This is a genomic window from Rhizobacter sp. AJA081-3 (genome assembly GCF_017795745.1).
Taxonomy (GTDB): Bacteria; Pseudomonadota; Gammaproteobacteria; order Burkholderiales; family Burkholderiaceae_C; genus Piscinibacter.
Genome location: NZ_CP059067.1, coordinates 3424444 through 3446776, shown reverse-complemented (window position 1 = coordinate 3446776; position 22333 = coordinate 3424444). Strand labels below are relative to the sequence as shown.

Sequence of the window (22333 nt, the reverse complement as noted above, 5' to 3'; positions counted from 1 at the left end):
ATGACGGAGCTTGAGTCAAAGATTGTCTCGATCGCACAGATCCTGCTGCGCGACGAACCTGAGGCGACCACGAGGTCACCAAGTGCCATCGGTGACATGGTGCGTATGGCGGCCATGACGCTCAAGGCCGCGCCTGGAACGTTTGACGAGCAGGCAGTTGTCGCCGAGCTCGTGCGGCGATTCAGTCACTGGGTCCCCAACGATGCCGCCCTGAGTGACCCCAATGGACACGAGGACTGGTTCCAGCCCTCGCTGAAGAAGGACTGGCGCTACTGGCAGCGCCTTCAGCGCTACCTGGAGCGCGCGATGTCTGTCACAGTCGTGGAGGCCCTCGATCGGTCCACCGACGGGATCATCGCGCAGCTGGAGGATCCGAAGCGCAACGGTCCGTGGGACCGGAGGGGACTGGTCGTCGGCCACGTGCAGTCGGGAAAGACAAGCAGCTACTCTGCGCTCATCTGCAAGGCCGCCGACGCGGGCTACAAGATCATCGTTGTGCTCGCGGGGATGCACAACAACCTTCGGTCTCAGACTCAGATGCGCTTGGAGGAGTCGTTCCTCGGCTATGAGACTTCCCCAAACCGCGACCCCGGTAACCCCATCGGGGTGTTCTTCGAGGACCGCGATCCGAACATCCACCCGAACTGCGCGACGTCAAGAGATGAGAAGGGGGACTTCAACGGTGCAGCGGCCAGGAAGTTCTCAGTCTCCCCCGAACAGCGACCCTGGCTCTTCGTCGTCAAGAAGAACAAGTCCGTGCTGGAGAAACTGCTCAAGTGGATGCAGAGCAACCACGTGGCCAACGCGAACGACCCGGAAACCGGGCGCCGGATTTCGACAAACCTTCCGTTGCTGGTCATCGACGACGAGGCCGACAACGCGTCCGTGGACACCGGCGAGCAGGAGTTCGATGAGAACGGTGTTCCGGATCCGGAGCATGAGCCCAAGGCCATCAACAGCCTGATCCGCCAGATCCTGGCCACCTTCGCCAAGTCGGCCTACGTTGGCTATACGGCCACGCCGTTTGCCAACGTCTTCATCCACCGACGAGGCACGACCAAGGACGAGGGCGACGATTTGTTCCCCCGCTCCTTCATCCGCAATCTCGCGGCGCCGTCCAACTACGTAGGGCCTGGGCGAGTTTTCGGGCTGTCAGGCCCCGCGGGCGACCGCTCCGGCGGACTTCCGTTGATTCGGGAGTTCGATGACCACGCCAACGAGCATGGCACCGGCTGGATGCAGCCCAGGCACAGGAAGGAGCACATCCCGACCCACATGGGCGAGGACGCGCTGCCTCCTTCCCTGCAGAAGGCCATCCTCTCGTTCTTGCTTGCCTGCGCGGCCAGGGCGTGTCGGGGGCAGAAGACGAGACACTGCTCGATGCTGATCCACGTCACCAGGTTGACGATGGTCCAGGGTCATGTCCGGCGCCAGGTCGAGGAGTTCATGAAACGGGTTGCCCAGCGGCTCACGAGAAGGATCGACGACGCGGTCCTGCTCACGGAGCTCCGGGATCTCTGGGAGTCGGACTTTGAGCCGACGCATGACAAGGTTCGGGAGTCACTGGTTGAAGGTGAAGCCATCACCGAACTGCCGACATGGAAGCAGATCAAGGCGACACTACCCGACGCCGCGGCCGACATCGTGGTCAAGACGATCAATGGTTCGGCGAAGGACGCTCTGGACTATGTCGAGAAGGATGCCACCGGCCTCAAGGTCATTGCCATCGGCGGCGACAAGCTTGCGCGGGGCCTGACACTCGAAGGGCTCATGACGAGCTACTTTGTCCGCACGACGAAGATGTACGACACGCTCATGCAGATGGGGCGATGGTTCGGGTATCGACCCGGTTACCTCGACCTGTGTCGTCTTTACACGACGGAAGATCTGATCCGCAACTTCAGACTGATCGCTGATGCCGCCGAGGAGTTGCGCCAGGAATTCGACGCAATGGTGGCCGTGGGCGCAACGCCAGACAAGTATGGCCTCAAGGTGGCCTCGCATCCGAGCCTTCTTGTGACCTCGCCCATGAAGATGCGCACGGCCCAGACCGTGCGACTTTCGTACAGCGGATCCCTGACCCAGACAATCGCCTTCCCGGGCGATGTTGGAGCACTTCAGGGAAATCTGGATGCAGCCGAGAGGCTCATCGCCGGTATGGGCGAGCCCGCGGTGGCGGGTCCAACGCAGGCTCGTCCCGAGCGAGACGACAAGTGGGAGCGCTCCTGGCTCTGGCGGAATGTCGACAGCGAAAGGATCAAGGCCTTCCTTCGTGCCTACGCCGCGGCGCCGGGAATCGAGCGGGCGAACGGGACCGTGATGGCCGAGTTCATCGAAGAGATGAACAACAAGGGCGAGCTTGGGCTGTGGACCGTTGCGTTGCTGGCGGAAGGTCGACCGGACGAACAGATCGGGACACACTCGTTCGCCGGCAGATTCGAGGTGACCCACATGCCGATGCGTTCGCCCAAGGAGCAGCGAAAGGGTTACTCGATTGGAGTCCTGACCGATCCAGCGGATGAGGGAATCGATGTTGGACTCGATGCCTGGAAGGGCGCGCTCGCCTCCACCATCGAGGCCTGGCAGCGAGAGGGTGCGAAGAATCGGCCAATGCCGTCCCGTCCAAGCGGTCGATCGCTCAGGGACCTCAGGAAGGCCGGCACACCCGGTGCCGAGCATCGTGGCCTGCTGCTGCTGTATCCGCTTTCACCCAAGCCCAACGGGAGGACTGCAGTGGAGGGCTGGGACAAGCCCATCCTCGGGTTCGCCGCCAGCTTCCCGTCGAGCGACCAGGAGGTCTCTGTCGAATACAAGGTGGACCACCTGCTTTGGGAGGAGCAATATGGCTCCGTCGAGTGACGATCTCGCCCTTGCGTGGGCGTCGCTTGGTCCGGACGACGGATCTGGCGAGGGATGGCGGAGCATCGCGATTTCCCCCGCGGGATCGACGCTCGTGCATGCGGGAAGGCGCTACCCCGGTGGCGCAGAGTCCGTGCTCGCGCAGTTCTCGGTCCGCTCAATTCCGCAGGGCACAAAGTGGCCGGAAGGCGGAGGGTTCACGGTCGAGCCGGTTGCGCTTGGCGACGACCGTGTCTGGATCGCGTTGACCCGGAGGGACACGGCCAGCCTCGAACTGTTCGCCGCCATGGCGCGCGACGTGGGCGCCGCACTTGCCCAGTGCCCGTCGAACAATGAGCCCAAGGCATTCGCGACGCTCATTGGCCGCGTCCGTGCCTGGCAGGAGTTCATGCGAAAGGGAGGCCAGCCACTGGGCGCCGAGGCGGAGATCGGGCTCTTCGGAGAACTCTGCATGCTCCTTCGGCTGCTTGATGAGGGTGTGGAGCCGGCGGTCGCTTGTGCGGCCTGGAAGGGGCCGCTGAACGGTCTGCGGGATTTCGAGCTGGGCACCGGCGGAATCGAGGTGAAGAGCACCGTGTCAACGACCGGATTTCCAGCGCGCGTGGGCAGTTTGGCGCAGCTCGACGACACCGAACGGCAACCGCTCTTCGTGGCCGCCTACAGATTGCGGCAGACTCAGGCCGGGCGGACACTTGCAGGTGCGGTGCAGGCCGCACGTGATGCCATGGCCTCCGACGCGGAGGCGCAGCGCCTTCTAGCCGACCGGCTCATTGCGTCAGGATACCGGGACGTGCATGCCCAGCAGTATGTCCGCACGTTCGTGCCGGCCCAGTTTCGGGTCCTTTGCGTCGGATCCGGATTTCCCAGGCTGACACCGAACTCCGTCCCCCCCGGCGTGACGCGGGCGACCTACGACATCGACATCGACAGGGTGACTGTCGAAGCGGTGGACCTGCCGACCGCACTGCGGGACATGAAGGCGATCTGAATGGAACTCATTGACTTTCTGAGGGAAACGCAGGCCGAGGTGCGCGAGGCGGAGGATGGCGAGCCCTTCGCGGAGCGGCGATTCACCGACATCGTCACCCGACACATGGAAGAAATCGGCATGACCTATGAGCCGCAGCTGATGCACTTCTCGAGGACGGTGGCAAATGCGAACGTCCGTCTCAGCGGCTACTCCGTTTCGGAGGAACAGGAACAGCTGGACCTCTTTGTGAGCCTGTATGAGGGGGTCGACGAGGTCGTGCAGGTGCCTGACACGGAAACCAAGACCGCTGTCGAACAATGCCTGCGTTTCCTGAGGCTGTGCGCGGAAGGAAAGCTTGCGGCAAGGCTCGACCCGTCGGACGAGGTGCGCATCTTTGCCGAGCTGATCCAGGGCATGTACGACGATCTGGAGCAGATCCGCATCTACGTGTTGACGGACAGGGTGGCCCGGACACTGCAGTTCAAGCCGCGAGAGATCGCCGGAAAGACCGTGCATCTCGAGGTCATGGACATTGCCCGGCTTCATCGCCACTGGTCGGAGGGCAAGCCGCGCGACGAACTTGTTGTCGACTTCACCGATGTGTCAGGGGGGCCGCTACCGTGCGTCTTCGTGCCGGGCGATGGCGAGGACTACGACTACGCACTCACGGCCATCCCTGGCGAGGCCCTGAGGCTGCTCTATGAGCAGTTCGGGGCACGACTGCTCGAGGCGAACGTCCGCTCGTTCCTGAGCGTCAAGGGCAAGGGAGTCAATGCCGGGATTCAAACGACGCTGCGATCCGCGCCCAGCCGCTTCATGGCCTACAACAATGGGATCGTCATGGTGGCCGACGAGATGAGGCTTGGCGAGGCAGACGGCGGCGTTGGCGGCATTGCGTGGCTCAGGGGGCTGCAGATCGTCAACGGAGGTCAGACGACAGCTTCGATCTACTTCACCAAGCGCAAGTACCCGGAAACCGACCTTTCTCGGGTGCGGGTCCCGGCAAAGATCATCGTGATGAAGACAGAAGACCCGGTGAAGGAGGAGTCACTGGTCGCGGACATCTCGCGATTTGCCAACACCCAGAACGCCGTGAGGCAATCGGACCTGTCTGCGAACAAGCCATTTCACGTGGCGGTCGAGCGGCTGTCACTTTCGGTGTACTGCCCCGACGGTCGCAGCCGCTGGTTCTATGAACGCGCCGCCGGTAGCTACAACACCATGCTCTCGAGGGAGGGGACGACTCCCGCCAAGCTCAGGAAGCTCAAGGATGAAATGCCGGTGGCCCGGCGCATCACCAAGACTGACCTGGCGAAGTACCTGACTGCGTGGGATCGCCGTCCCGACGTCGTGAGCCGCGGGTCGCAGAAGAACTTCGTGCAGTTCATGGAGTCCCTCTCGGGCCCTGACGGAGGCGAGGCTCCGCAGCCCGACGTGGCCGAATTCAAACAGATGATCGCCAAGGCCAAGCTGTATCGTGACGCCCAGAAGCTCATCCGGCCGATGTTCCCGGCCTTCCAGGCGAACATCACCGCCTATGCCTATTCGCTGCTCGCCGAGCGAGTGGGCGGGCGGCTGGATCTGGAACGGATCTGGAACGCGCAGGGCGGATCGCCGCAGCTGATGGATCAGATTGCCCGATGGGCAAGGGAAGTTGATCAGTTGCTGACACGGACGGCCAACGGCCGGATGATCTCCGAATGGGCCAAGAAGTCCGAGTGCCGGGATGCAGTCTTCGGAGCCACATACTCGGCCGTGGACGAGACCATCCCCGAGCTCAGAAAGCGCTGATCGGCGGCAGGCCTGCCCTGGAGGTCGACCTTGGCAGATGTAGTCACTCCCGAGCAGCGAAGCCGGATGATGTCCGGCATCCGGGGGAAGGGCACAAAACCGGAGGTTCTCGTGCGCAAGGCCCTGACAGGCCTTGGATATCGCTATCGCCTGCACCGGCGGGATCTTCCAGGGTCACCCGACATCGCAATGCCCGGACGGAGGATCGCCATCTTCGCCCAGGGCTGCTTCTGGCACATGCACGCAGGGTGCCGCTTCGCAAAGATGCCATCGACCCGGCCTGAGTTTTGGCATGGGAAGCTTAGTGGCAACTCCGCGCGTGACCGTGCTGTGCTGGCCGACCTCACGGCGATGGGTTGGCGCGTGCTGTGGGTTTGGGAATGTGCCTTCCGCGACTTGCAGACGTTGAGTGAGCTGCCGTCGCTGCTTCAGGCATGGATCGAAAGTGGGGAGGCATTTGGGGAGATTGCTGGCCCCGGATCGGCGGTCACTCGCGAGGCTGGGTGATCAATCGATAGACGATCTTCGCAATCTTTCGTGCCAGCAGTGGGGGAACGGCATTGCCAATCTGTCCGTACTGCTCGGTCCTGCCACCCTCGAAGAAGTAGTTGTCGGGAAAGGTCTGAAGCCGGGCGGCCTCGCGGACCGTCAGGCTTCGGCACTGCGAAGGGTCGGGGTGGATGTAGTAGTGGCCGTCCTTCTTGATGTGGGAGACCACGGTTGAGGACGGATCGTCCGGCAGCTGGACACGGAAGCGATCGACGAACGGGACAGTGTCTGCGTCGATGTTGACGTGGTCCGGCAGAAGCCTTGGGGGAAAGTTTCGCAGGTTCGGAGCGTATTTCTGCGCAAGTGCGAAGCAGGCCGCAAACATGTAGCGGTGGAGGTCCGAACGCATGTGCCGCCGGCTCTCGTGCTGCAGCGTGCCACCCAAGCGCGAATCCAGCAGCCAGGACCGCAGCTGGGCAGGCATCCTGTCGGGCGGGGCAAGCCTGCCGGGAACGAACGATCCACCGTACGAGGAGTGCTGTGTGGCGTGGAAGGCCGCGTCCCGCATCATCCTGTCGATCATTGGCCGGAGGCCAGCACGCCAGTCCTTGAGAGTGTCCGGCGCCTCACGCAATGCCGCGAGCCAGGCCTGATGAGAGTCTTCTTCCTGAGAGAGTCTGCTGCGCAGCGGCGGCAGCCCTTCGAGTGCAGCGGCCATGCCGGTCTTGACGTCAGCCTTTCGGAGCACAAAGCGCCCCGGATGCGTCCGTAGCGAGGGCGTCCTTGCGGCAACGTCCTCCCGAATGCCGAAGAGGAAGACTCGGTGTCGCGTCTGCGGCACTCCGTGATCATCAGCCTCCACGACGAAGTCTTCGGGCTCGAGTTCGTCCTTGTCGACGGCAAACGACCTGATTCGATAGGAAACCCCGGGTTTGGGCTTGGCCAGATCCGCGAGGATCCGCTCGAAGATCCGCGCACCACTGTTGCGCGAGTTCAGCATGCCCTTGACGTTTTCCATCACGAAGACCGTCGGCTCAAAACGCTGAATGATGCGGAGGTACTCGGTGTAGAGGAAGTGGCGGGAGTCGGCCTCGAATGCCTCACGGTTGCCGGGTCGCAGCCGCGAGCGGCCGGCGAGGGAATAGGCTTGGCAGGGCGGCCCGCCGATCAGCACCCAATCGGAAGCGCCCTTCAGTGCGCCAGCGATCCAGCTGTCCACATGTTCGACCGAGGTCTTGCCCAACTCTGCGCAACGCGCCTCCTGAGCGGCGTGCTTGGCGGCGTCGCGAATCTCTGGGTGACCCAGGAACGTCTCCCGGTCAATGGCACCTCGTACATAGTCGTAGTAGACGTCGGGCACCTCGGCCCTCGAGAACTTGCGAAAGATTGATCGCAGCATCAGCGTGCGATGTGCGACAGGGTCCTTCTCGATGGAAACCTTTACGTCGAACCGACGCGTGCCGCTTTCGTCAAGGATTGACGAGAATCCCTCGCACAGTCCGCCCGGGCCCGCGAAGAGGTCTACGACGGGTATTGACTTGGTCTTTGGTGTCATCAGTAGGTCAGTACGGCCGCTACCTGGAGCATGTGCGACGCCGGATATACGAGCCATGTGGCGGCATGCGTTGGCAGTCATCTCCAACGGTCACCATCCCCTCCCTCTGGCCAAACCAGAAGTATGGCGGATGCCAAGGTGAGGGTCGTGCTAGGTTTGTGAACTGCCCGATGTTCGCCCGCGACTGGCTCATGGCGTGAGCTACCAGGGGGCGTTCGCATCGGTCGAAGTGCGCGTCCCACCCGCAAGCTGCCAGGTAGGACGTTCGCGAAAGTCAACGAGTGGTCGAGGCTTCTTAGCCGTCCGGACGGCGTTCCCTTCCTGGGGCTTGACACCCCTACCCGCGCGCGATGTACTGCAAGCATGGACAAGCCCATGATCCTCAGGCGCGGCGACAAGGAGGTGGTTGCATTCACCACACCAAGCGGCGTCCGAGCCTACGTCGCCACCTGCTTCTCTGACGAAGTCCTTCGCAGGTTCGCGACGAAACTGAAGCGCAAGATTCGAGACCGCGATCGCCGACTGGCGAAGGCGGTCCCCAAGGGAACCCGCCTTCGCTGACGCGCTCGCGCCCAGTTCACGCGCCAGCCGGCGTATCAGCGCGGATACGCCTCCACAAGGGACACCGTCGCCCCGGTTTGCTGAACTCCTTCGACGATCTGCCCAATCGTGCGCTGGATGAACGGCCCAGAATCCCCGACAAATGGCCGCACTAGCGTGGCCCCCAAGGTCGCCGCGCTCACACTTCCGGACAGCTTGGTGAAAGTCGTGTAGATGTTCAAGCTGTACCCGCCCTGGTAGGGCATGAGGCAGGCGAAGAAGGTTGTGCTCTCGCCGTAGCTCCCCATTGACGAATCGCGGGCGTTGGCGGTCAGTGTGGCACCCTCGCAGGTCGGGACCTGCAGAGACTGGCCCTGGGCGGCTGCCAGCGCCGCCAGGCCGCTGCCCTTGAACGGCGACACCAGCTGAAAGCGCGGAGCCTTGTCGGGCAGCGGTGACGGCGGAACGCCGTTGCTGACCTGCGCGCGGCTGGTGTTCCGCTGCAGTGCGGTGCGGATCGCCTCGGCGAGCTTGGCGCTGCCCACGTCGCCCGACGCCTTGATGTCGTAAATCGCGTATCCCACCGACGTCTCCTTGGTCGGGGTCATCGATGCGCAGCCGCCCAGCAGAGTTGCAGCCGCGCAGATGGCGGTGATCGGGCTTTTCATAGGATGTTCCTCCTCAGTGTTGAGCGCAACAAGTTGTTCGCGCCGTGAGAAACGGCATATATGCCGTGGCCAACAAGATAGCATGCCGGGCACTCTGCGACCGTGGTTTCCACCTCGAGTCGCTCTGCTCCCGTCGCCGCCAAGCGCGCTACGTCGTTCGAACCGAACGTCGCGCGCGCCTTCGGCGAGGTGGTCCGCGCGCTGCGCGAAGAACGCGGCGTCGCCCAGGACAAGTTCGCCTTGCTGGCCCACGTCGATCGTTCCTACTACGGCAAGCTCGAGCGGGGCGAGCGTCAGCCATCGTTGGCCTTGCTGCTGCGCATCGCCGGTGCGCTCGAAGTCGACGGCGGGGAACTCGTCGCGCGTGTGGTCGCGCAACTGGCGCGCGGACGCCGGCGCAAGTCCGCGGCGTAGCGATCGGCCGATCGCTGGTCGGCGGGCGCCGACCGCGCCCGCAGCCGGCACATCAGCGCTGTGACCTGCCAGGCGAGGTCAACGCCCAAGGGCCACCGAGCGATCGTCGCCACAGAAGTGAGAACGACCACCAGGTCACTGCGTTCGCTGAGAACTGCCTGGGCGAAACAACCGCGCCGATCGTCTGCGCGCCAGGTGAACGTCGTCGAGTCGCTCACGACTGCTGCGAGCGAGCGGGTTTCGTAATCGGCGTGGCCGAGGATGCCCGCCAGCGTGAGCTGCCACTGACCGTCGACCAGGTGCGCATGCACCGGCACGCGGGTGGACAGCCGGAGCAACAGATCCTCGAAGGCGTACCACCGGTCCTGAAGCGATTCCTCCGGATCGGCGCAGAGCACCTGCGGCGCGCGGCCGGCTGGCTGAAAGTGCAGGCGTGGCAGCGGCTGGTAGCGCCGGAACGCCTGACCTCGCCGCGACCGAGCCGAGGTGGCGCCTGCCGATTGCGGAAGCATCGAGCGCGGCCAAAGACTGAGTTGCTTCATGGCTAGTACCTCAGTGCAACGTCACCGGACCCTGGAACCCACCGAGCATCTCAATGAACTCCTCGGCCGGCAGGTGCCCAGCGCCGTACAGCCGCACCATCGAGAGCAGCGTGTTGTCGGCCAAACGAACCGGCAGGGTGGGAACCAGATCGCGACCAGCGGGCAGGCCCATCTGCGTCTGCAGCGGTCCCATTTCGACCGCGACAGCGCGGCCGTCGCGCACCATCCAGACCAGCAAGTCGATCTGGTCGGTGAGGGTGAGGCTGCGATCGCTGGCCCACACCAGCATGTGCAGCGGATTCATGCTGCGCGACAGCCCATTGGCCTCGATGTATCGATCCAGGCCGTGCCGGTAGAGCCTCACTTCAGAGACCGATGCGGGGCGAGGGAGGTGAACCCAAACCGTGAACCCGAGACCGGTGGCCGGAAACTCGAGTTCTTGCGAGAGGGCCGGGGGAGGAGACTTGCGTTGCTTCATGATCGACTCCGTGAGGTGGGCAACTCCGCCGAAGCCGGTGATAGGCATGTAGGAGGCGCGAGTTCACCCGCGCAGGCCACGGGCCTGCGTTGTTTGTGCTGAAGAGCTTGCGGATTACGCTGCCGCGGCGTTCTCAGTGCCCGTTGGCGGCGGTTGCGCGGGCGGCGGAGTACCGCCCCCATCGGCCTTGACGCCGAAGGTCGCATTCAGCAGCCGTTCCATGGCCGAGCCGTCGCGCCGCGTCAGGTTTGGGACGAAGCGTGCATAAGTCTTCCAGAGCATGGCCTGGCTGGAGTGCCCGAGCACGGACGCCACCCAAGCGGGCGACTCGCCCGCGCCGAGCCACAACGTGGCCGCCGTGTGTCGCGTCTGGTAGGGCCGACGCAGGGCCAGACCCAGGTGGCGCAGGAGCGGATACCAGATGCGCTTGGTGAAGTTGGCCGTGTCGATCGGCTCGCCCGCCCGGTTGCAGAAGACGTACTCCTGATGTCCCGTCACGTCATGCTGTGCGCGCAGCGCGTCGTACAGAAGCTGACTGAGCGGGATCTCACGCTGCGAAGAGTCGGTCTTGGTGTACTCATCCTCGCCACCGACAAAGGCCTCCCGCACCAGGATCAGACGCCGCTCGAAATCGACGTACTTCCACTTCAGGCCGTGCAGTTCGCCCGAACGCATCCCGGTGAAGAAGCGAATCTTGAGGTAGTTCTGATAGTCCTTGCGGATCGTCTGGATGAGCAGATGCGTTTGCTCGAGCGTGAAGGGTTGGACGTCCGACTTCGGCACCTTGAGCGGCTTCAGCCGAGCCATCGGAACGGTGAACTCGAAGCGATCGGCCGCCTCCTGAAGAATCTGGCGCAGGATCAGCAAGATCGTGTTGATCCGCGCGGGCGAGAGCTTGGTGCCCGGCCTGCGGCCACGAACGGTGGCAAGTTGAGCACGGAACTCGAGGATCAGTGCGCGACTGACCGCGCCGACCGCGAGCGTCCCGAATCGCGGTAGAAGATGCTGGTCCAGGATGCCGCGTACCGTTGTGATGTACGTCTTGCGCCACGCCACGCTGAACTCGCCGAACCATTGCTCGGCGAAGGCGGAGAACGCCGGAGTCGTTGCGACGCTGGCGGTCGGGCGAAGCGGCTGCGACGGTGTCATCAGGACCTGACTTACCTCCGCGGGGGCCGCCTCGACGAGCCCGAGCGCGGTGAGCATGGCCACGACATCCCCGCCTTTCTTTATGGTCGTGTCGACCCTGACGGCGACGGCCTTGAGCTGCTGACGATTTGCCGCAGTGTCGGCCAGCTTGACGTATGTTCTCTGGCGCTTGCCGTCGACGCGGTAGTCGAGGAAGAGGCGCCCGCGGGATTCGCGTACGGAAGCCATCTGTGCCTCACTGCCCCATCGACATGAGCGCCGCGGAGTGCGCGGCACCTTCGAGCATGGTGCGCTCGACTGCTTCCCAGAGGTACAACACCTTGCGTCGCCCGAACGGACGCACATAGTGGATGCCCTCGAGAAGGACCGAGTCCTTCAGCATGTTGTTGATGACGTTCGGCTTGTACTTGATGCGCTCCGCGAGTTCGCGTGCGGTCAGATAGGTGGCGCCTCCTAGTTGCTCCATGAAGTTCCTCCGTCTTGCGACCGTGTGGTTGAGAGGACTTCACTTTGCGGATTCGGATCGATGAACTAAGTCGATTTCGCGCGAGCCAATTCGAAGCGACAACCTCAAACGAACGGCATGCAGAAGATGAAGTGGCCGTCGCCCACGTGGCATCAAGCGCGCACGCCGGATTAACAAGCCCATAGCCGGAGACGGCGAAGCTCAAAGTTGGACTTCGTCCCGAAGCAAATTGAAATCGGCTCATGCCTGACAGTGCCGTCGTTCTTAAGAGCGAAATTGCGTGGCTCGCGCGCAGGCAACTCAAGCAGCAGACCGATTCGTTGCGCCGTAGAATTTGCGGGCCATCGGCGCGAGGGCGCTACCCTGAAGCGGCAAGTTCGTGAGCTCGAGGTTGAGGTACGCCGGCTCGGGCGAGCCGCCAATGGCTCAACTGAGGAAATCCAGACTCAGAGCAACGAGTCGGTCTGTCGATTCATCGCAAGAGGCTTGGCGTCACTGCGCAGTCGATTTCGCTTGCCTTCAGCCGAGATGGGCACGTTTTGATCAGAGCTTCGGCGCTGTCGATCTACAAGTGGGAGCAGGGCGACGCGACTGAGCGGGCCGGCCCATGAAGCGATTCATCGAAGGCGAGGAGCGCAGCCAGATCACGCTGCTGCCGGAGTGCCTGGACGACTAGATCGCAGACGACAACCCGGTGCGGGTCGTTGATGTGTTCGTCGACGAGCTGAAGTTGCACAAGCTCGGCTTCGAGGGTGCAAAGCCCGCAGCAACCGGCCGGCCGTCGTACCACCCGGCGGTGCTCCTGAAGATCTACATCTATGGTTACCTCAACCAAGTGCAGTCGAGCCGACCCTTCGCTCGAGCGGACCTCCACCGGCAAAGCGCTTGGGCCGCGAGCCGGCCAGTGTCATCATCCGCCTCGCGGCCCAAGCACCTTACCGGTGGCGTCCGCTCAGCTCAAACATTAGGCAACACAGGGCCCACGTCAGCGGCGCGCACACCTCAACTCAGCCCAGCGCCGCAGTCACCTCACGGATGATCGCCGCACAACGACGGACGAATGCATCATCAACATCAATGAGAGTCGACACCTCGGAGACGTCTCCCTCGTTAAAGAAGTGCTCGTCAGGTAACTTCACCCTGAACGGCAGAGCATTGGCCTTGCCTACCAAAGTGTCGTAGCTGCGTCCGCGGCCGTGCTTCAGAACATTGATGGCGAGCTGCAAGTCACCGAGGCTCTCCCTAAGTGCAGTCTCCCCATTTGCATCCAGCCGTGCGGCGGCCTCCCGGAAGCCGTCTGTGCAGTTCAGGTCATCTTGCAGCATGGCTTCGAACATCGAAAACATCCCAACCGCCAGTACAGCCTTCTGCAGCTGCACCATCTGCAGAGCCTTTACCAGCCGGGTTGCAGAGCTTGTCTGCAGTTCTTCAACCACCCTTTCGTATGCCTCGTTCAGCGCGCTCAAACTAAACTCCATACCGTGGTCAGAGAGCTCGTCATAGGCGTGCATCTGCTTTCTCCTGCTCGTCACGTCATGTACCCCATGTCTGCATCCCCTTCTTGCCGGTTGAGGAAGCAGACAGTCTCGCCAGCTCACCCACCTCGTTGAAGAAGGTGTTGCACTTACTCTGCCAAACCGCGCGGCCTAACCCTTCGCTGGAGCGGACCGCCACCGGCCTGGCACTTGGGCCGCGAGGCTCCCAGGTTTAGCATCCGCCTCGCGGCCCAAGCGCCAGGCCGGTGGCGGCCCGCTCAGCTCAAACGTTGGGCCGCACAGGGCTACAGTCGCTCTCCTCGCAAAGCAACAACTATGGACTCAACGCTTCAAGGTGCATTCGTCGGCGCGGCAGCAACAGTTATTGCCGCGCTCATCGGCTACTTTGCGCTTCGCAAACCCGTTCGAGACCGCGTTGTCGTCACGGTCCTTCCCGATCGTGTCGCCGTGTTTCGTAAGGCCCGTGAACTTGTCGAATCAGCCAAACGCACAGTAGTTGATACGACTTGGGGAAATAGCGAAGAGAACTTCCTTCCGACTGAGCAGGCAGCGCTTGCTGACTATCTCTCTGCGAAGGATCGAGCCGTCAAGGATCCAAAGCTCGACTATCGAGAAATCTACACTGAGGCTCCAGATGATGAACATCGGATGAAGCGCATTGAGACAGAGCAACATAGACAGGCTCCGCTAGACAAGTACTCCGCCAAGCTGTTGACTGGCCTGAGTCCTACCTTTCCAATGATTGACTTTCTCATTGTGGACGGCAGCAAGCTCATCCTCTCTTGCCTCAGCAAGGACGTTGCCAGGCCCGATCATCACCATCTTTACGTCGAGTCAGCAGAACTGTCTTCGTTCCTCACACAGTACTTTCAAATCTGCTGGGACAAGGCGGTCCCGCTCCGCACCTCGGCCAGTTCCGTTGCGGCAAGTAACGACAGTGCGGCCTAACCCTTCGCTCGAGCCGACTCGCTCCGGCGTGGCGCTTGGCCCGCGAGGCGGATGTGAACCACAGAGCCTCGCGGGCCAAGTGCCACACCGGCGCTCGCGGCTCAGCTCAAACGTTAGGCGTCACTGGACACTGTTGCTACCATCTACGCTATGGAAGCTGAAGCTCGCGACCGCTTGATCCAGGACATCCAGAAGGCCGTTGCCGAGGGAAGACCTTCTGATTCGGTATCGGTGCGAGAGTTGATCGGCTGGTTTGGAGCGGCCCGACGAGGCTCCAACGTCAACTGGAATATTCGCCGGGTACTGGAGCAAGCTGGGCTTGTAACGATCCCCGACTTCGAAAGCTCTCACATCGACGGGCGCGTTCAGTTTGCATTGGCACCGCTCGCGCCGCCGCTTCCCGAGCCAGTAGAAGTGGAGCAACAAGCAGGTGAACCTCCTCCGGGAGCACCTGCTGCACCGGAAGAACTGCCCCGCGTCGGCGGTGCAGGCGTCGAGCCTGCGTACCGCGTAAGTCGATTGCTAGACCCGCGGGTTCAGCTTGTATCCGTAGTCCCAGACGCGACTCTCGAAGAGGCCGCTACGCTTATGTTGCGGCACGACTTCTCTCAGTTGCCAGTGATGACCAACGAGCGAGAGGTGCGGGGGATAGTAAGTTGGGAAAGCATTGGTCCAGCCGCGATCTTCTCTAATCCTCGGCCCCGCTTCGTGCGCGAATGCACCAAGCCCCATGTCGAGGTGAAGACCACCGATTCCTTGTTCCGCGTCATCAACAGGATCATCGAAAGCTCGTACGTGTTGGTTCGAGATGAGCACCGCGTGATCAAGGGCATTCTTACCACTACCGACCTTAGCGAACAGTTCCAACTCTTGGCCGAGCCGTTCCTGCTGCTTGGCGAAATCGAGAATCACATCCGCGCCTTGATCGACGGTCGCTTCACCGAGGCTGAACTCTCTGCGGTGAAGGATCAAGGCGATGAAGCCCGCACGATTGAGACGGTCGCCGATCTGACTCTCGGCGAGCATCAGCGTCTCTTAGAGCGTCCCGAGAACTGGAATAGGCTTGGCCTGAACGCTGATCGAGTTGTCTTCGTCAAAGAACTGGACAAGATTCGCCAGCTGCGAAACGACGTGATGCACTTCGACTCTGACAGCATCACCGAGATCGAGCGAACTTCTCTTAGGAACTTCTTGCAGTTCCTGCATGAACTCAAGACGTTGCAGACTCCCGCTCGGTGACGGCTAACCCTTCGCTGGAGCCGACTCGCACCGGCATGGCACTTGGCCCGCGAAGCCGTGGTTCCTATCATCGGCCTCGCGGGCCAAGCACCACACCGGCGCTCGCGCCTCAGCTCAAACGTTAGGCCACAAAGGACGCGAATGCACAGTCTTCTCTGGTTGCTAGTTGGAATCACTGCCCCGCTGACTGCATCAGCAGCCACTCATGCAGAGGTAATGCAGTCCCGCTATATGAATACAACTTCTGCATGCGGCGAGATCTGGGCCAGATGTGGTGGAAGTCTGAGCAGGTTGCCCAAGGCATGAATCGTTGGGGCGTGTCCGAGTCGACAGAGGCGGGCATGGCAAGTGCCTCCCTACGGGTTCGAAAGTCCGATTCCAATTGTCGAGCGAAGAACGAACTACAGTCTGAGTCCCGGCCGTCTGTGCCCATGCTTGAGAAGAACACTCCTGATTGAGTGTCGCAACCAGCCCGCGCCTTGCAGCTCAGCTTGCCACACCTTAGGCGATCACCTCAGGCAATCAAGGCGTTTTCACACAGCCTCGGTCGGCTGCGTGAGTAGCTGGACTGGAACAGCAGTCATTCACTCGAGCAGGGCAGGGCATGGCGATCCTTCTCGTTCCGTATCCACGAAGCAGCCGTTCATGGCCTCCGGCGGACGGCCACAAGCGACCGTCCGAGGCTTACGTCCCTAGCGGGCGTTCGTTTCGCCTGATGGCAAGGGAGAGGTCTCCGCTTCAACCGGCATATCAATTTCGGTGGCGGGACGACGATAGTTGTAGCGTGCGCCCCCGCGCATGTGCCGTGAGCCGTCTCTGAAGACCTTGAAGGCAAAGCCACTTACCAAGGTGTTGCCCAGCGTGTCCTCGTACACCACTCGTCCATAGAAGAAGAACCGGAGGCCGTGGTCAATCTTCATGTTGAGCTGCGAGATCTTTGTCTCGTCTAGTGTGCCGGCAACGGGAGTAAGCGGTATTGGAGTTCTTGCATCGTCCTTGTAAGACGATGGAGCGATGATGTTGTTGTCTGTTCGCAGGGTTGCGCCACTCCAGTCAGGCTCGGCGGGTAGGTCTCTATGTGGCCTGAGAACGAGATCTGCCTTCAAGAGAAAGGCAGCTGACTGACCGTAGTTCTCCCAGGTAAACGTCAGCTTCGGTCCTCCTTGAGGGAAGGTGTTGCTCCCCTTCGCGGGGTACAGGACGCTGACGTCGTGGATCTTCGGCACTATGACGGGCCGAATGCTGGCCTCGTTGAACTCCATGGCCTCCCGCGCAGTCTTGGCTGCGTCCTTGCCGACTTGGACGCTCGATCGATATAGCCTAGCCGTGTAGATGACGAGACCAAGCGTAAAAACAGCAAGAGCTGCAGTCAGGTAGACCAGCCACCACTCGCTGCTCAGAAAATTGTTGTGCTTCGGCGTTATGTCGGAGGCTTCCACACGGATGACTGGCGTCCGCACCAGGTCCACGACTGCCGGCTGGTCAGAGGTCGCCCGCCTATCCGGTTCGGCTCTTCCTTGGACTGGCGAAGCGTGAGCTTGCGGCCGGCTCGCGGCCACATGGGCCTTTTCAACCGCGCCAACGGCGATGCTGCTGAGAGCAAGTGCCAAGAACAATGGTGCCAAGCGCACAATCTTCCCAGTGGCCGTTGTCCTTCCGAAAGCAGCCTTCATAGTAAACCGTAAAGGAGTTGTGTACATCTGTGATGTCTCTCGATCTGGAGGCCACAACCAACTGTCGAGAGCACGACGCCTCGGCATTTGGCAGTGCTCGGCGGGCACCGAATTGATAACAGGGTGGCGTGACTTGGCAGTGCCGCACGCCGCACCCCGGGCAGTTGGGTTCTGGCGACGACGTTGCTTTTTTGGATGGCCAGGAAAGGTTGGCAAGAGCCGTGGCAAACGCTCAGAAGCGAAAGAGCGGCTCTTTGCCCGCGTATGGTGGACTTGCATGGACCGTAAGGCCGAGCTTCTTCACATCTCGACCGCCTGCCGCGTATCCGGCGAAGGCGAATGCGTCCGATGGCTTCAGGACTTCAGGTAGTTGCGTGACGCGAAACACAGTCCCGCAGCCAAGCAGGTACTCGTCTTCAGCGGCCCCTTGATGAGCCTCCATCAGCCCCATGAGGGTTCCTGGCGGGCACGTTATCTCAAGCACCAGAGGTACTTCGGGAGCCGGGGGGACGAACGTGTGGAGTCCCTCAGTAGTGCCTGAGGTGGACATGAATGCCGGATACCGGATGGGCGCACCCTCGAGCGCGGAAAGCAGGGGTCCCATGAACTGCGCGTCCGACGTCATTCGGTAGAGCTTGATTTCTTTCTTGTTCTGGGCGCAGATCGCTTGCTTCAGGCTGGCCGACAAAGTCAGGAGCTTTGGCGGCATTGAGAGGCCAGACTTCAGATGGCCGTTGAGCTCAAAGGCGCTCGCGTCGTTGGCGGCCTTGTACTCCTTGTATGCCGCAACTATCTCGTCCCCGCCCGTCAGGCCTTTGAGAAAGTCGAAGAAGAGTCGATGAACGTCTTGCATTTCGTCGTAGTTCCATCTGGTTGATCACGCGCAGATTGTCACCGCCGCTGCGCCGACCTCTTCAGCGAGTTTGCGTTCTCATGGCATTGTCGGTCGTCGAACATCTCATGGCCGAGGCCGTGTGAAAACGCGAGATCTGAAGGAATTCGAGGGTCCTCTCACCCTTACCTGAAAGTCGATCGTCGAATACAGCGCGATCTGAGAGGTCGATGTCGACCTCGACAAGCAAGCCGCGACGTTTTCACACGACCTCGGCCGGAGGGCAAACTCGCTAAAGCGGCTGAAGGCCCGCATTTGAGGTCCGCGGGTGTCTGGTTGCAGTCGGCCAGCGATGTGCGAACTGATCGCCAGACACCCGCCGCTCATGGCCGCCGGGTCCCGGCCGAGCCTGTGTGAAAACTCGCCTCGTATCGCCTAGATTGAAGCAACTCCGCCGAGGAGGTTGCGCATGGGGCGATTCATTGAAGGTGAGCAGCGAAGCCAGGTGACATTGCTGCCGCAGTGCCTGGACGACTTCATCGCTGAGGACAACCCGGTACGCGTGGTCGACGCCTTCGTCGAGGAGCTTGAGCTTCGTGGACTGGGCTTCGACGGTGCGAGTCCTGCAGCGACCGGTAGGCCGTCGTACCACCCGGCAGTCTTGCTCAAGATCTACATCTACGGCTACCTCAACCGCATCCAGTCCAGCCGGCGCCTGGAGCGCGAAGCCCAGCGCAACGTCGAACTGATGTGGTTGACCGGTCGCCTGGCCCCGGACTTCAAGACCATCGCCGACTTCCGGCGTGACAACGGTGCAGGCATCCGCAACGTGTGCCATGCTGTTTGGTGCACCGGGTGTCTGCTCTTCACAGACCACGAGACGAGCGAAGGACAAGCCGTTCGCCGTCGGACGGCCTACTTGGCGACACAGTTTGGCCGGTGTCGAGATCGCAGGATCGGGCCTAGTGGCGACTTCCTGGCGACTCGCTTCGGGTAGCGGATGTCTGAGGTTGTCGGGTTGTGCGAATTCGGTCCGAACGGAACCAGTCATTGAGGCGTCGCTGAAGACCTTGCGCGCTGTCTACGACTGCTCGACCTCACTCAGCTGACCTCCACGAGGCGCACGGTCGCCAGGTTGAACGACTGCTTGGTGCCAGTCAGCGCACGGTCGTGGTTTGGTAGCGACCGGCGGCAACCGCTGCAAAGCAAGCCCCGGCATCAAGATTCCCTTCGCGGACACGTCTGTGGCGCAGACGGCACGCTGTTCATTTGGCCGCACGGTCACGCAGAAGGCCAGTCGCCGAGTCACTTGCGAAGAGAATGCCTGATCGGCGCCTCAGTGGCGCGCAGAGGCACGAGCATGCTTGGCTGGATTTTCAAGAAGAAGGGCTTCGAGACCGGGTCGGCGCCCACCATGGTCACAACGAGTCAGGTGGCGAACGGATCGGCGACCGACGTGGATTGGACGGCCGCGATTGCGCTGGCGCGCGGCGACAACGATGCGCTGCTGGCCCTGGCACGAAGCGCGGCGACGCCCCTCCAGTTCAAGCGAGCCGCCGTCGAGGCCCTCACCGGGGAAGCGGCGCTGAGACTGGCCGAGCGGGAGTTTCGCAGTCACGACCGCCGCGTCCACCAACTCGCCAAACAGCGCCTGCAGGCGACGGTGGCGCAGCGCGAGACCCGCGAGCACGCCGCGCGGCTGCTCGAAAGCGCCCGAGGTCTGGCAGCAATGACGGAGGTGCCGGTGAATCGCCTCGTTGAACTCGACCGCGCCTGGCAAGCGCTTGACGTCGGCGCTGTCGAACCGGCCCAGCGCGACGATTTCACAGCGCTGACGGCGCAGCTGGCGGCGCAACTGCGCGAGCGCGCCGACATCGAGCTGCAGCGCCGGCGCTGGCAAGCCGACGCCGTCGCCGCCCAGCGGCAGCTGCAGGCGGCATGCACCGAGGCCGCGGCGGGCACGCAAGGTCGAGAGCGGCTTGCAGTCGCGACGGACGCAGCCCGCGGCGTGGAAGGCGCGCTGCGGCCGGACGGCGAGGCGGACTCGGCCACAGACCGCGCGCTGGCCGAGTTGCAGCACGCCATCTGCATCGCGATCGCGCTCGACGTCCACTTGGCCGTACTCGATCGGCTGGTGGCCGGCTCGGCGCAGACCGTGCCCAGCACTGCCGAGGATGCGCGTGTGGTGACCGGGCCGGGTGACGATTCGAAGGCCGAATCCACCGACGGCGCTTGCGATGACGCCGACGGGGACCGCGCCATCACACCCTCGTCGATGGGTGACACGCAGCGGGAGTGGCAGGCGCTCCCGCCACTGTCCGATCTGCATCTGGCGGCGCTGCTGCAGACCCGCCATGCGCGCTGGCAACAGGCCTGCGCCCAGGTGCGGGAGGCCAGGCGGTCGCAACGGCGCGAGGAGGAGCGCGAGCGTCAGCGTGCGCGCCAGGGCCAGCAGGCTCTGGTCCTGGCCGACTGCGTGGCGCAGGCGGAGACGGCGCTCGACGCCGGGCAACTGGCCGACGCCCACCGCCATTTGATGGGCATCGACGAGCAGCTTCAAGGTGCCGATGCACCCGTTGCACTGCAGACCCGAATCGCAACGGCACAGGCGCGGCTGGCGCAGTTGCGCGGCTGGCAGCATTGGGCCGGCGGGCGCGCGCGCGACGAGCTTGTGCAGCAGGCCGAGGCACTGGCGGCCGCGACGGTCGGCGGTGACGGCAGAGTCGATGGGAACGCGCAGGCTGACGGCGCGGTTGTCGCAGAAGTCGCTCGGCTCTCGATCCGCCAGCGCGCCGAAGTCATCCAGACTCTGCGCCAGCGCTGGAAGGAGATCGACAGCCTGAGCGGCCCAGGAACGGGAGGTCGCACGCTGTGGCAGCGCTTCGACGCAGCCTTGCAGGCGGCCGGCGAGCCGGTGGCCGCGCATGTCGCGGCGCAGCGCGCGGCGCGCGAGGCCAATCTCTCGGCTCGCCAGCAGCTACTCGAGATCCTTGAAGCGGTGGGCGAAACCACCGCCTCCGAGCCAGCGGCTTCGCCGGAGGAGGTGAACCCGCCAGACGACGCCGCGCAGCCGCAGCCGCAAACGCAGACCGAGCCGCCCGCCCCAGGATTCGACGATCCGCGTCGACTGGCAACGGCGCTCGACCGGTTCCATGCCGAATGGCGCAAGCTCGGTCCGCTCGAGCACACGGTACCGCGCCAGGCGCGCGCGGCGCTGGTGGAGCGCATGGAGGCGGCGGTGCGCCGCGTGGAGGCGCCGCTGGAGGCCGCACGCGCCGCCGCCGGCGCGCAGCGCCAGGCACTCGTGGGGCGCGCCCGCGCTCTCGCCGGCAGCGCGCCCGGGCGCGGCCGCGACCTGATAAGCGAGGTGCGCGCATTGCAGGCCGAATGGCAGCGGCATGCGAAGGCACTGCCGCTGGCACGCGCCCACGAGCAGGCCCTGTGGTCCGATTTCAAGGCTGCGATCGACGCCGCCTTCGCCGCGCGCGAGGCGGCCTACTGCGCACGCGAAGCCGAGTTCGAGGCCCATGCCGCCGAGCGCACGGCTCTGATCGAGCGCCTGCGGCCTCGCCCTGGGGACAGCCCGGCGACTCAACGCCGTACGTTGGCCGAGGTCGACGCCGCCTGGCAGCGCTGCGGGCCGGCGCCGCGTGACCGTGCCGATGCGCTCGAGGCTCAATTCCGCGCCGCCCGCGAGAGTCTGCGGCAGTGCTCGGCCGAGGGTGAACAACGCGAATGGCAGGCCACTTGCGATGCGCTCGATGCCAAGCTGGCGCTGTGCAAGGTGCGGGAGCAAATGATTGCCGAGGGTGACGCGCTCGAAGTTGCGGCCACCGCTGCGTCGTGGTCGACCCTGCCCGCGTTGCCGGCACCGTTGGAAGATGCGATACGCCGCCGCGCCGGGCTTGCGCAGGCGGACGGCAACGATGCGGCGCCTGACGTCGACGACCTGTTGCTGCAGATCGAGACCGCCTGGGACCTGCCGACGCCGCCGGCCTTCGAGTCTGCTCGCCGCGAACGCAAGCTGCTGGCATTGAAGGATTCCCTCGAAGGCCGCCGTTCGGTTGCTCCCAAGGCCCTTGCGCCTGTCGCCGCCATGGCACTGCTGCTGAGCCGCGCTGACTTGGACGCCGGCCAGCACGATCGGCTGGCCGCCGTGCTCGCGGAGTGGCGCCGACGGGGCCCGCAGCACCTGTCCTGAACAGGCGGCGGCCGCGCCATGCC

Annotated in this window: 17 protein-coding genes and 2 pseudogenes; 11 read left to right on the top strand and 8 right to left on the bottom strand. The window is 63.3% G+C overall.

From position 1 onward, the window contains the following. The 4 genes from HZ992_RS16605 to HZ992_RS16590 are packed head-to-tail and all read left to right on the top strand — an operon-like array spanning position 1 to position 6127. Positions 1-2859 carry a Z1 domain-containing protein gene (locus HZ992_RS16605; protein WP_209382940.1) on the top strand — a complete coding sequence of 953 codons (2859 nt, stop codon included), beginning with the start codon at positions 1-3 and terminating at the stop codon, positions 2857-2859. Next, positions 2843-3847 carry a PD-(D/E)XK motif protein gene (locus tag HZ992_RS16600; RefSeq protein WP_209382939.1) on the top strand — a complete coding sequence of 335 codons (1005 nt, stop codon included), beginning with the start codon at positions 2843-2845 and terminating at the stop codon, positions 3845-3847. Before HZ992_RS16605 ends, HZ992_RS16600 begins: the two co-directional genes overlap by 17 nt. Further along, positions 3848-5620, top strand: coding sequence for an AIPR family protein (locus HZ992_RS16595; RefSeq protein ID WP_209382938.1), 1773 nt, complete (start codon positions 3848-3850; stop codon positions 5618-5620). 30 nt (positions 5621-5650) lie between these two features. Beyond that, positions 5651-6127 carry a very short patch repair endonuclease gene (locus tag HZ992_RS16590; RefSeq protein WP_209382937.1) on the top strand — a complete coding sequence of 159 codons (477 nt, stop codon included), beginning with the start codon at positions 5651-5653 and terminating at the stop codon, positions 6125-6127. Here the strand turns inward: HZ992_RS16590 and HZ992_RS16585 are convergent. Beyond that, on the bottom strand, positions 6108-7664 hold the full coding sequence (locus HZ992_RS16585) for a DNA cytosine methyltransferase (protein ID WP_209382936.1): 1557 nt from the start codon (positions 7662-7664) through the stop codon (positions 6108-6110). The genes HZ992_RS16590 and HZ992_RS16585 overlap by 20 nt on opposite strands. Before the next feature lie 363 nt (positions 7665-8027). Here HZ992_RS16585 and HZ992_RS16580 point away from each other — a divergent pair, with 363 nt between their 5' ends. Continuing rightward, positions 8028-8225, top strand: a complete 198-nt coding sequence (locus HZ992_RS16580) for a hypothetical protein (RefSeq protein ID WP_209382935.1) — start codon at positions 8028-8030, stop codon at positions 8223-8225. 35 nt (positions 8226-8260) lie between these two features. On the opposite strand, the gene HZ992_RS16575 is transcribed toward HZ992_RS16580, so the two are convergent. Further along, a complete protein-coding gene (locus HZ992_RS16575) occupies positions 8261-8872 on the bottom strand; it encodes a hypothetical protein (RefSeq protein WP_209382934.1) in 612 nt (203 codons plus the stop codon). A 102-nt stretch (positions 8873-8974) separates the two neighbouring features. On the opposite strand from HZ992_RS16575, the gene HZ992_RS16570 reads away from it, so the two are divergent. Beyond that, positions 8975-9286 (top strand): helix-turn-helix domain-containing protein, encoded by a 312-nt coding sequence (locus tag HZ992_RS16570; protein WP_209382933.1) that lies wholly within the window; start codon positions 8975-8977, stop codon positions 9284-9286. A gap of 552 nt (positions 9287-9838) precedes the next feature. Here HZ992_RS16570 and HZ992_RS16565 read toward each other — a convergent pair. The 3 genes from HZ992_RS16565 to HZ992_RS16555 all read right to left on the bottom strand — a co-directional run bounded on the left by HZ992_RS16565 (position 9839) and on the right by HZ992_RS16555 (position 11921). Further along, positions 9839-10306: a hypothetical protein gene (locus tag HZ992_RS16565; protein WP_209382932.1), complete on the bottom strand. Its 468-nt coding sequence runs from the start codon at positions 10304-10306 to the stop codon at positions 9839-9841. Positions 10307-10420: 114 nt separating this feature from the next. Further along, on the bottom strand, positions 10421-11683 hold the full coding sequence (locus tag HZ992_RS16560) for a site-specific integrase (RefSeq protein WP_209382931.1): 1263 nt from the start codon (positions 11681-11683) through the stop codon (positions 10421-10423). Between the two features lie 7 nt (positions 11684-11690). Continuing rightward, entirely contained in the window at positions 11691-11921 is a 231-nt protein-coding gene (locus HZ992_RS16555) for a hypothetical protein (protein ID WP_209382930.1), read from the bottom strand. A 607-nt stretch (positions 11922-12528) separates the two neighbouring features. Here HZ992_RS16555 and HZ992_RS16550 point away from each other — a divergent pair. Beyond that, positions 12529-12783, top strand: a pseudogene (locus HZ992_RS16550) (transposase); the annotation flags it as partial. Between the two features lie 145 nt (positions 12784-12928). Here the strand turns inward: HZ992_RS16550 and HZ992_RS16545 are convergent. Continuing rightward, on the bottom strand, positions 12929-13432 hold the full coding sequence (locus tag HZ992_RS16545) for a hypothetical protein (RefSeq protein WP_209382929.1): 504 nt from the start codon (positions 13430-13432) through the stop codon (positions 12929-12931). A 300-nt stretch (positions 13433-13732) separates the two neighbouring features. On the opposite strand from HZ992_RS16545, the gene HZ992_RS16540 reads away from it, so the two are divergent. Both HZ992_RS16540 and HZ992_RS16535 read left to right on the top strand, forming a co-directional pair. Continuing rightward, positions 13733-14365: a hypothetical protein gene (locus HZ992_RS16540; RefSeq protein WP_209382928.1), complete on the top strand. Its 633-nt coding sequence runs from the start codon at positions 13733-13735 to the stop codon at positions 14363-14365. A gap of 174 nt (positions 14366-14539) precedes the next feature. Then, positions 14540-15604 carry a CBS domain-containing anti-phage protein gene (locus HZ992_RS16535; protein ID WP_209382927.1) on the top strand — a complete coding sequence of 355 codons (1065 nt, stop codon included), beginning with the start codon at positions 14540-14542 and terminating at the stop codon, positions 15602-15604. 692 nt (positions 15605-16296) lie between these two features. Here HZ992_RS16535 and HZ992_RS16530 read toward each other — a convergent pair. Both HZ992_RS16530 and HZ992_RS16525 read right to left on the bottom strand, forming a co-directional pair. Beyond that, positions 16297-17073, bottom strand: coding sequence for a hypothetical protein (locus tag HZ992_RS16530; RefSeq protein ID WP_209382926.1), 777 nt, complete (start codon positions 17071-17073; stop codon positions 16297-16299). Between the two features lie 436 nt (positions 17074-17509). Further along, positions 17510-18130 (bottom strand): hypothetical protein, encoded by a 621-nt coding sequence (locus HZ992_RS16525; RefSeq protein WP_209382925.1) that lies wholly within the window; start codon positions 18128-18130, stop codon positions 17510-17512. A gap of 448 nt (positions 18131-18578) precedes the next feature. On the opposite strand from HZ992_RS16525, the pseudogene HZ992_RS16520 reads away from it, so the two are divergent. Further along, positions 18579-18944 (top strand): annotated as a pseudogene (locus HZ992_RS16520) (transposase); the annotation flags it as partial. Between the two features lie 525 nt (positions 18945-19469). Continuing rightward, complete coding sequence (locus HZ992_RS16515) at positions 19470-22310, top strand: DUF349 domain-containing protein (protein ID WP_209382924.1); 2841 nt, start codon at positions 19470-19472, stop codon at positions 22308-22310. Positions 22311-22333 lie beyond the last annotated feature (23 nt).

Coding starts and splice junctions, on each gene's coding strand:
- HZ992_RS16560 (WP_209382931.1), bottom strand. CDS start 11,683: ATGGCTTCCGTACGCGAATCCCGCGGGCGCCTCTTCCTCGACTACCGC.
- HZ992_RS16600 (WP_209382939.1), top strand. CDS start 2,843: ATGGCTCCGTCGAGTGACGATCTCGCCCTTGCGTGGGCGTCGCTTGGT.
- HZ992_RS16555 (WP_209382930.1), bottom strand. CDS start 11,921: ATGGAGCAACTAGGAGGCGCCACCTATCTGACCGCACGCGAACTCGCG.
- HZ992_RS16540 (WP_209382928.1), top strand. CDS start 13,733: ATGGACTCAACGCTTCAAGGTGCATTCGTCGGCGCGGCAGCAACAGTT.
- HZ992_RS16545 (WP_209382929.1), bottom strand. CDS start 13,432: ATGCACGCCTATGACGAGCTCTCTGACCACGGTATGGAGTTTAGTTTG.
- HZ992_RS16575 (WP_209382934.1), bottom strand. CDS start 8,872: ATGAAAAGCCCGATCACCGCCATCTGCGCGGCTGCAACTCTGCTGGGC.
- HZ992_RS16580 (WP_209382935.1), top strand. CDS start 8,028: ATGGACAAGCCCATGATCCTCAGGCGCGGCGACAAGGAGGTGGTTGCA.
- HZ992_RS16565 (WP_209382932.1), bottom strand. CDS start 10,306: ATGAAGCAACGCAAGTCTCCTCCCCCGGCCCTCTCGCAAGAACTCGAG.
- HZ992_RS16605 (WP_209382940.1), top strand. CDS start 1: ATGACGGAGCTTGAGTCAAAGATTGTCTCGATCGCACAGATCCTGCTG.
- HZ992_RS16595 (WP_209382938.1), top strand. CDS start 3,848: ATGGAACTCATTGACTTTCTGAGGGAAACGCAGGCCGAGGTGCGCGAG.
- HZ992_RS16525 (WP_209382925.1), bottom strand. CDS start 18,130: ATGCAAGACGTTCATCGACTCTTCTTCGACTTTCTCAAAGGCCTGACG.
- HZ992_RS16585 (WP_209382936.1), bottom strand. CDS start 7,664: ATGACACCAAAGACCAAGTCAATACCCGTCGTAGACCTCTTCGCGGGC.
- HZ992_RS16515 (WP_209382924.1), top strand. CDS start 19,470: ATGCTTGGCTGGATTTTCAAGAAGAAGGGCTTCGAGACCGGGTCGGCG.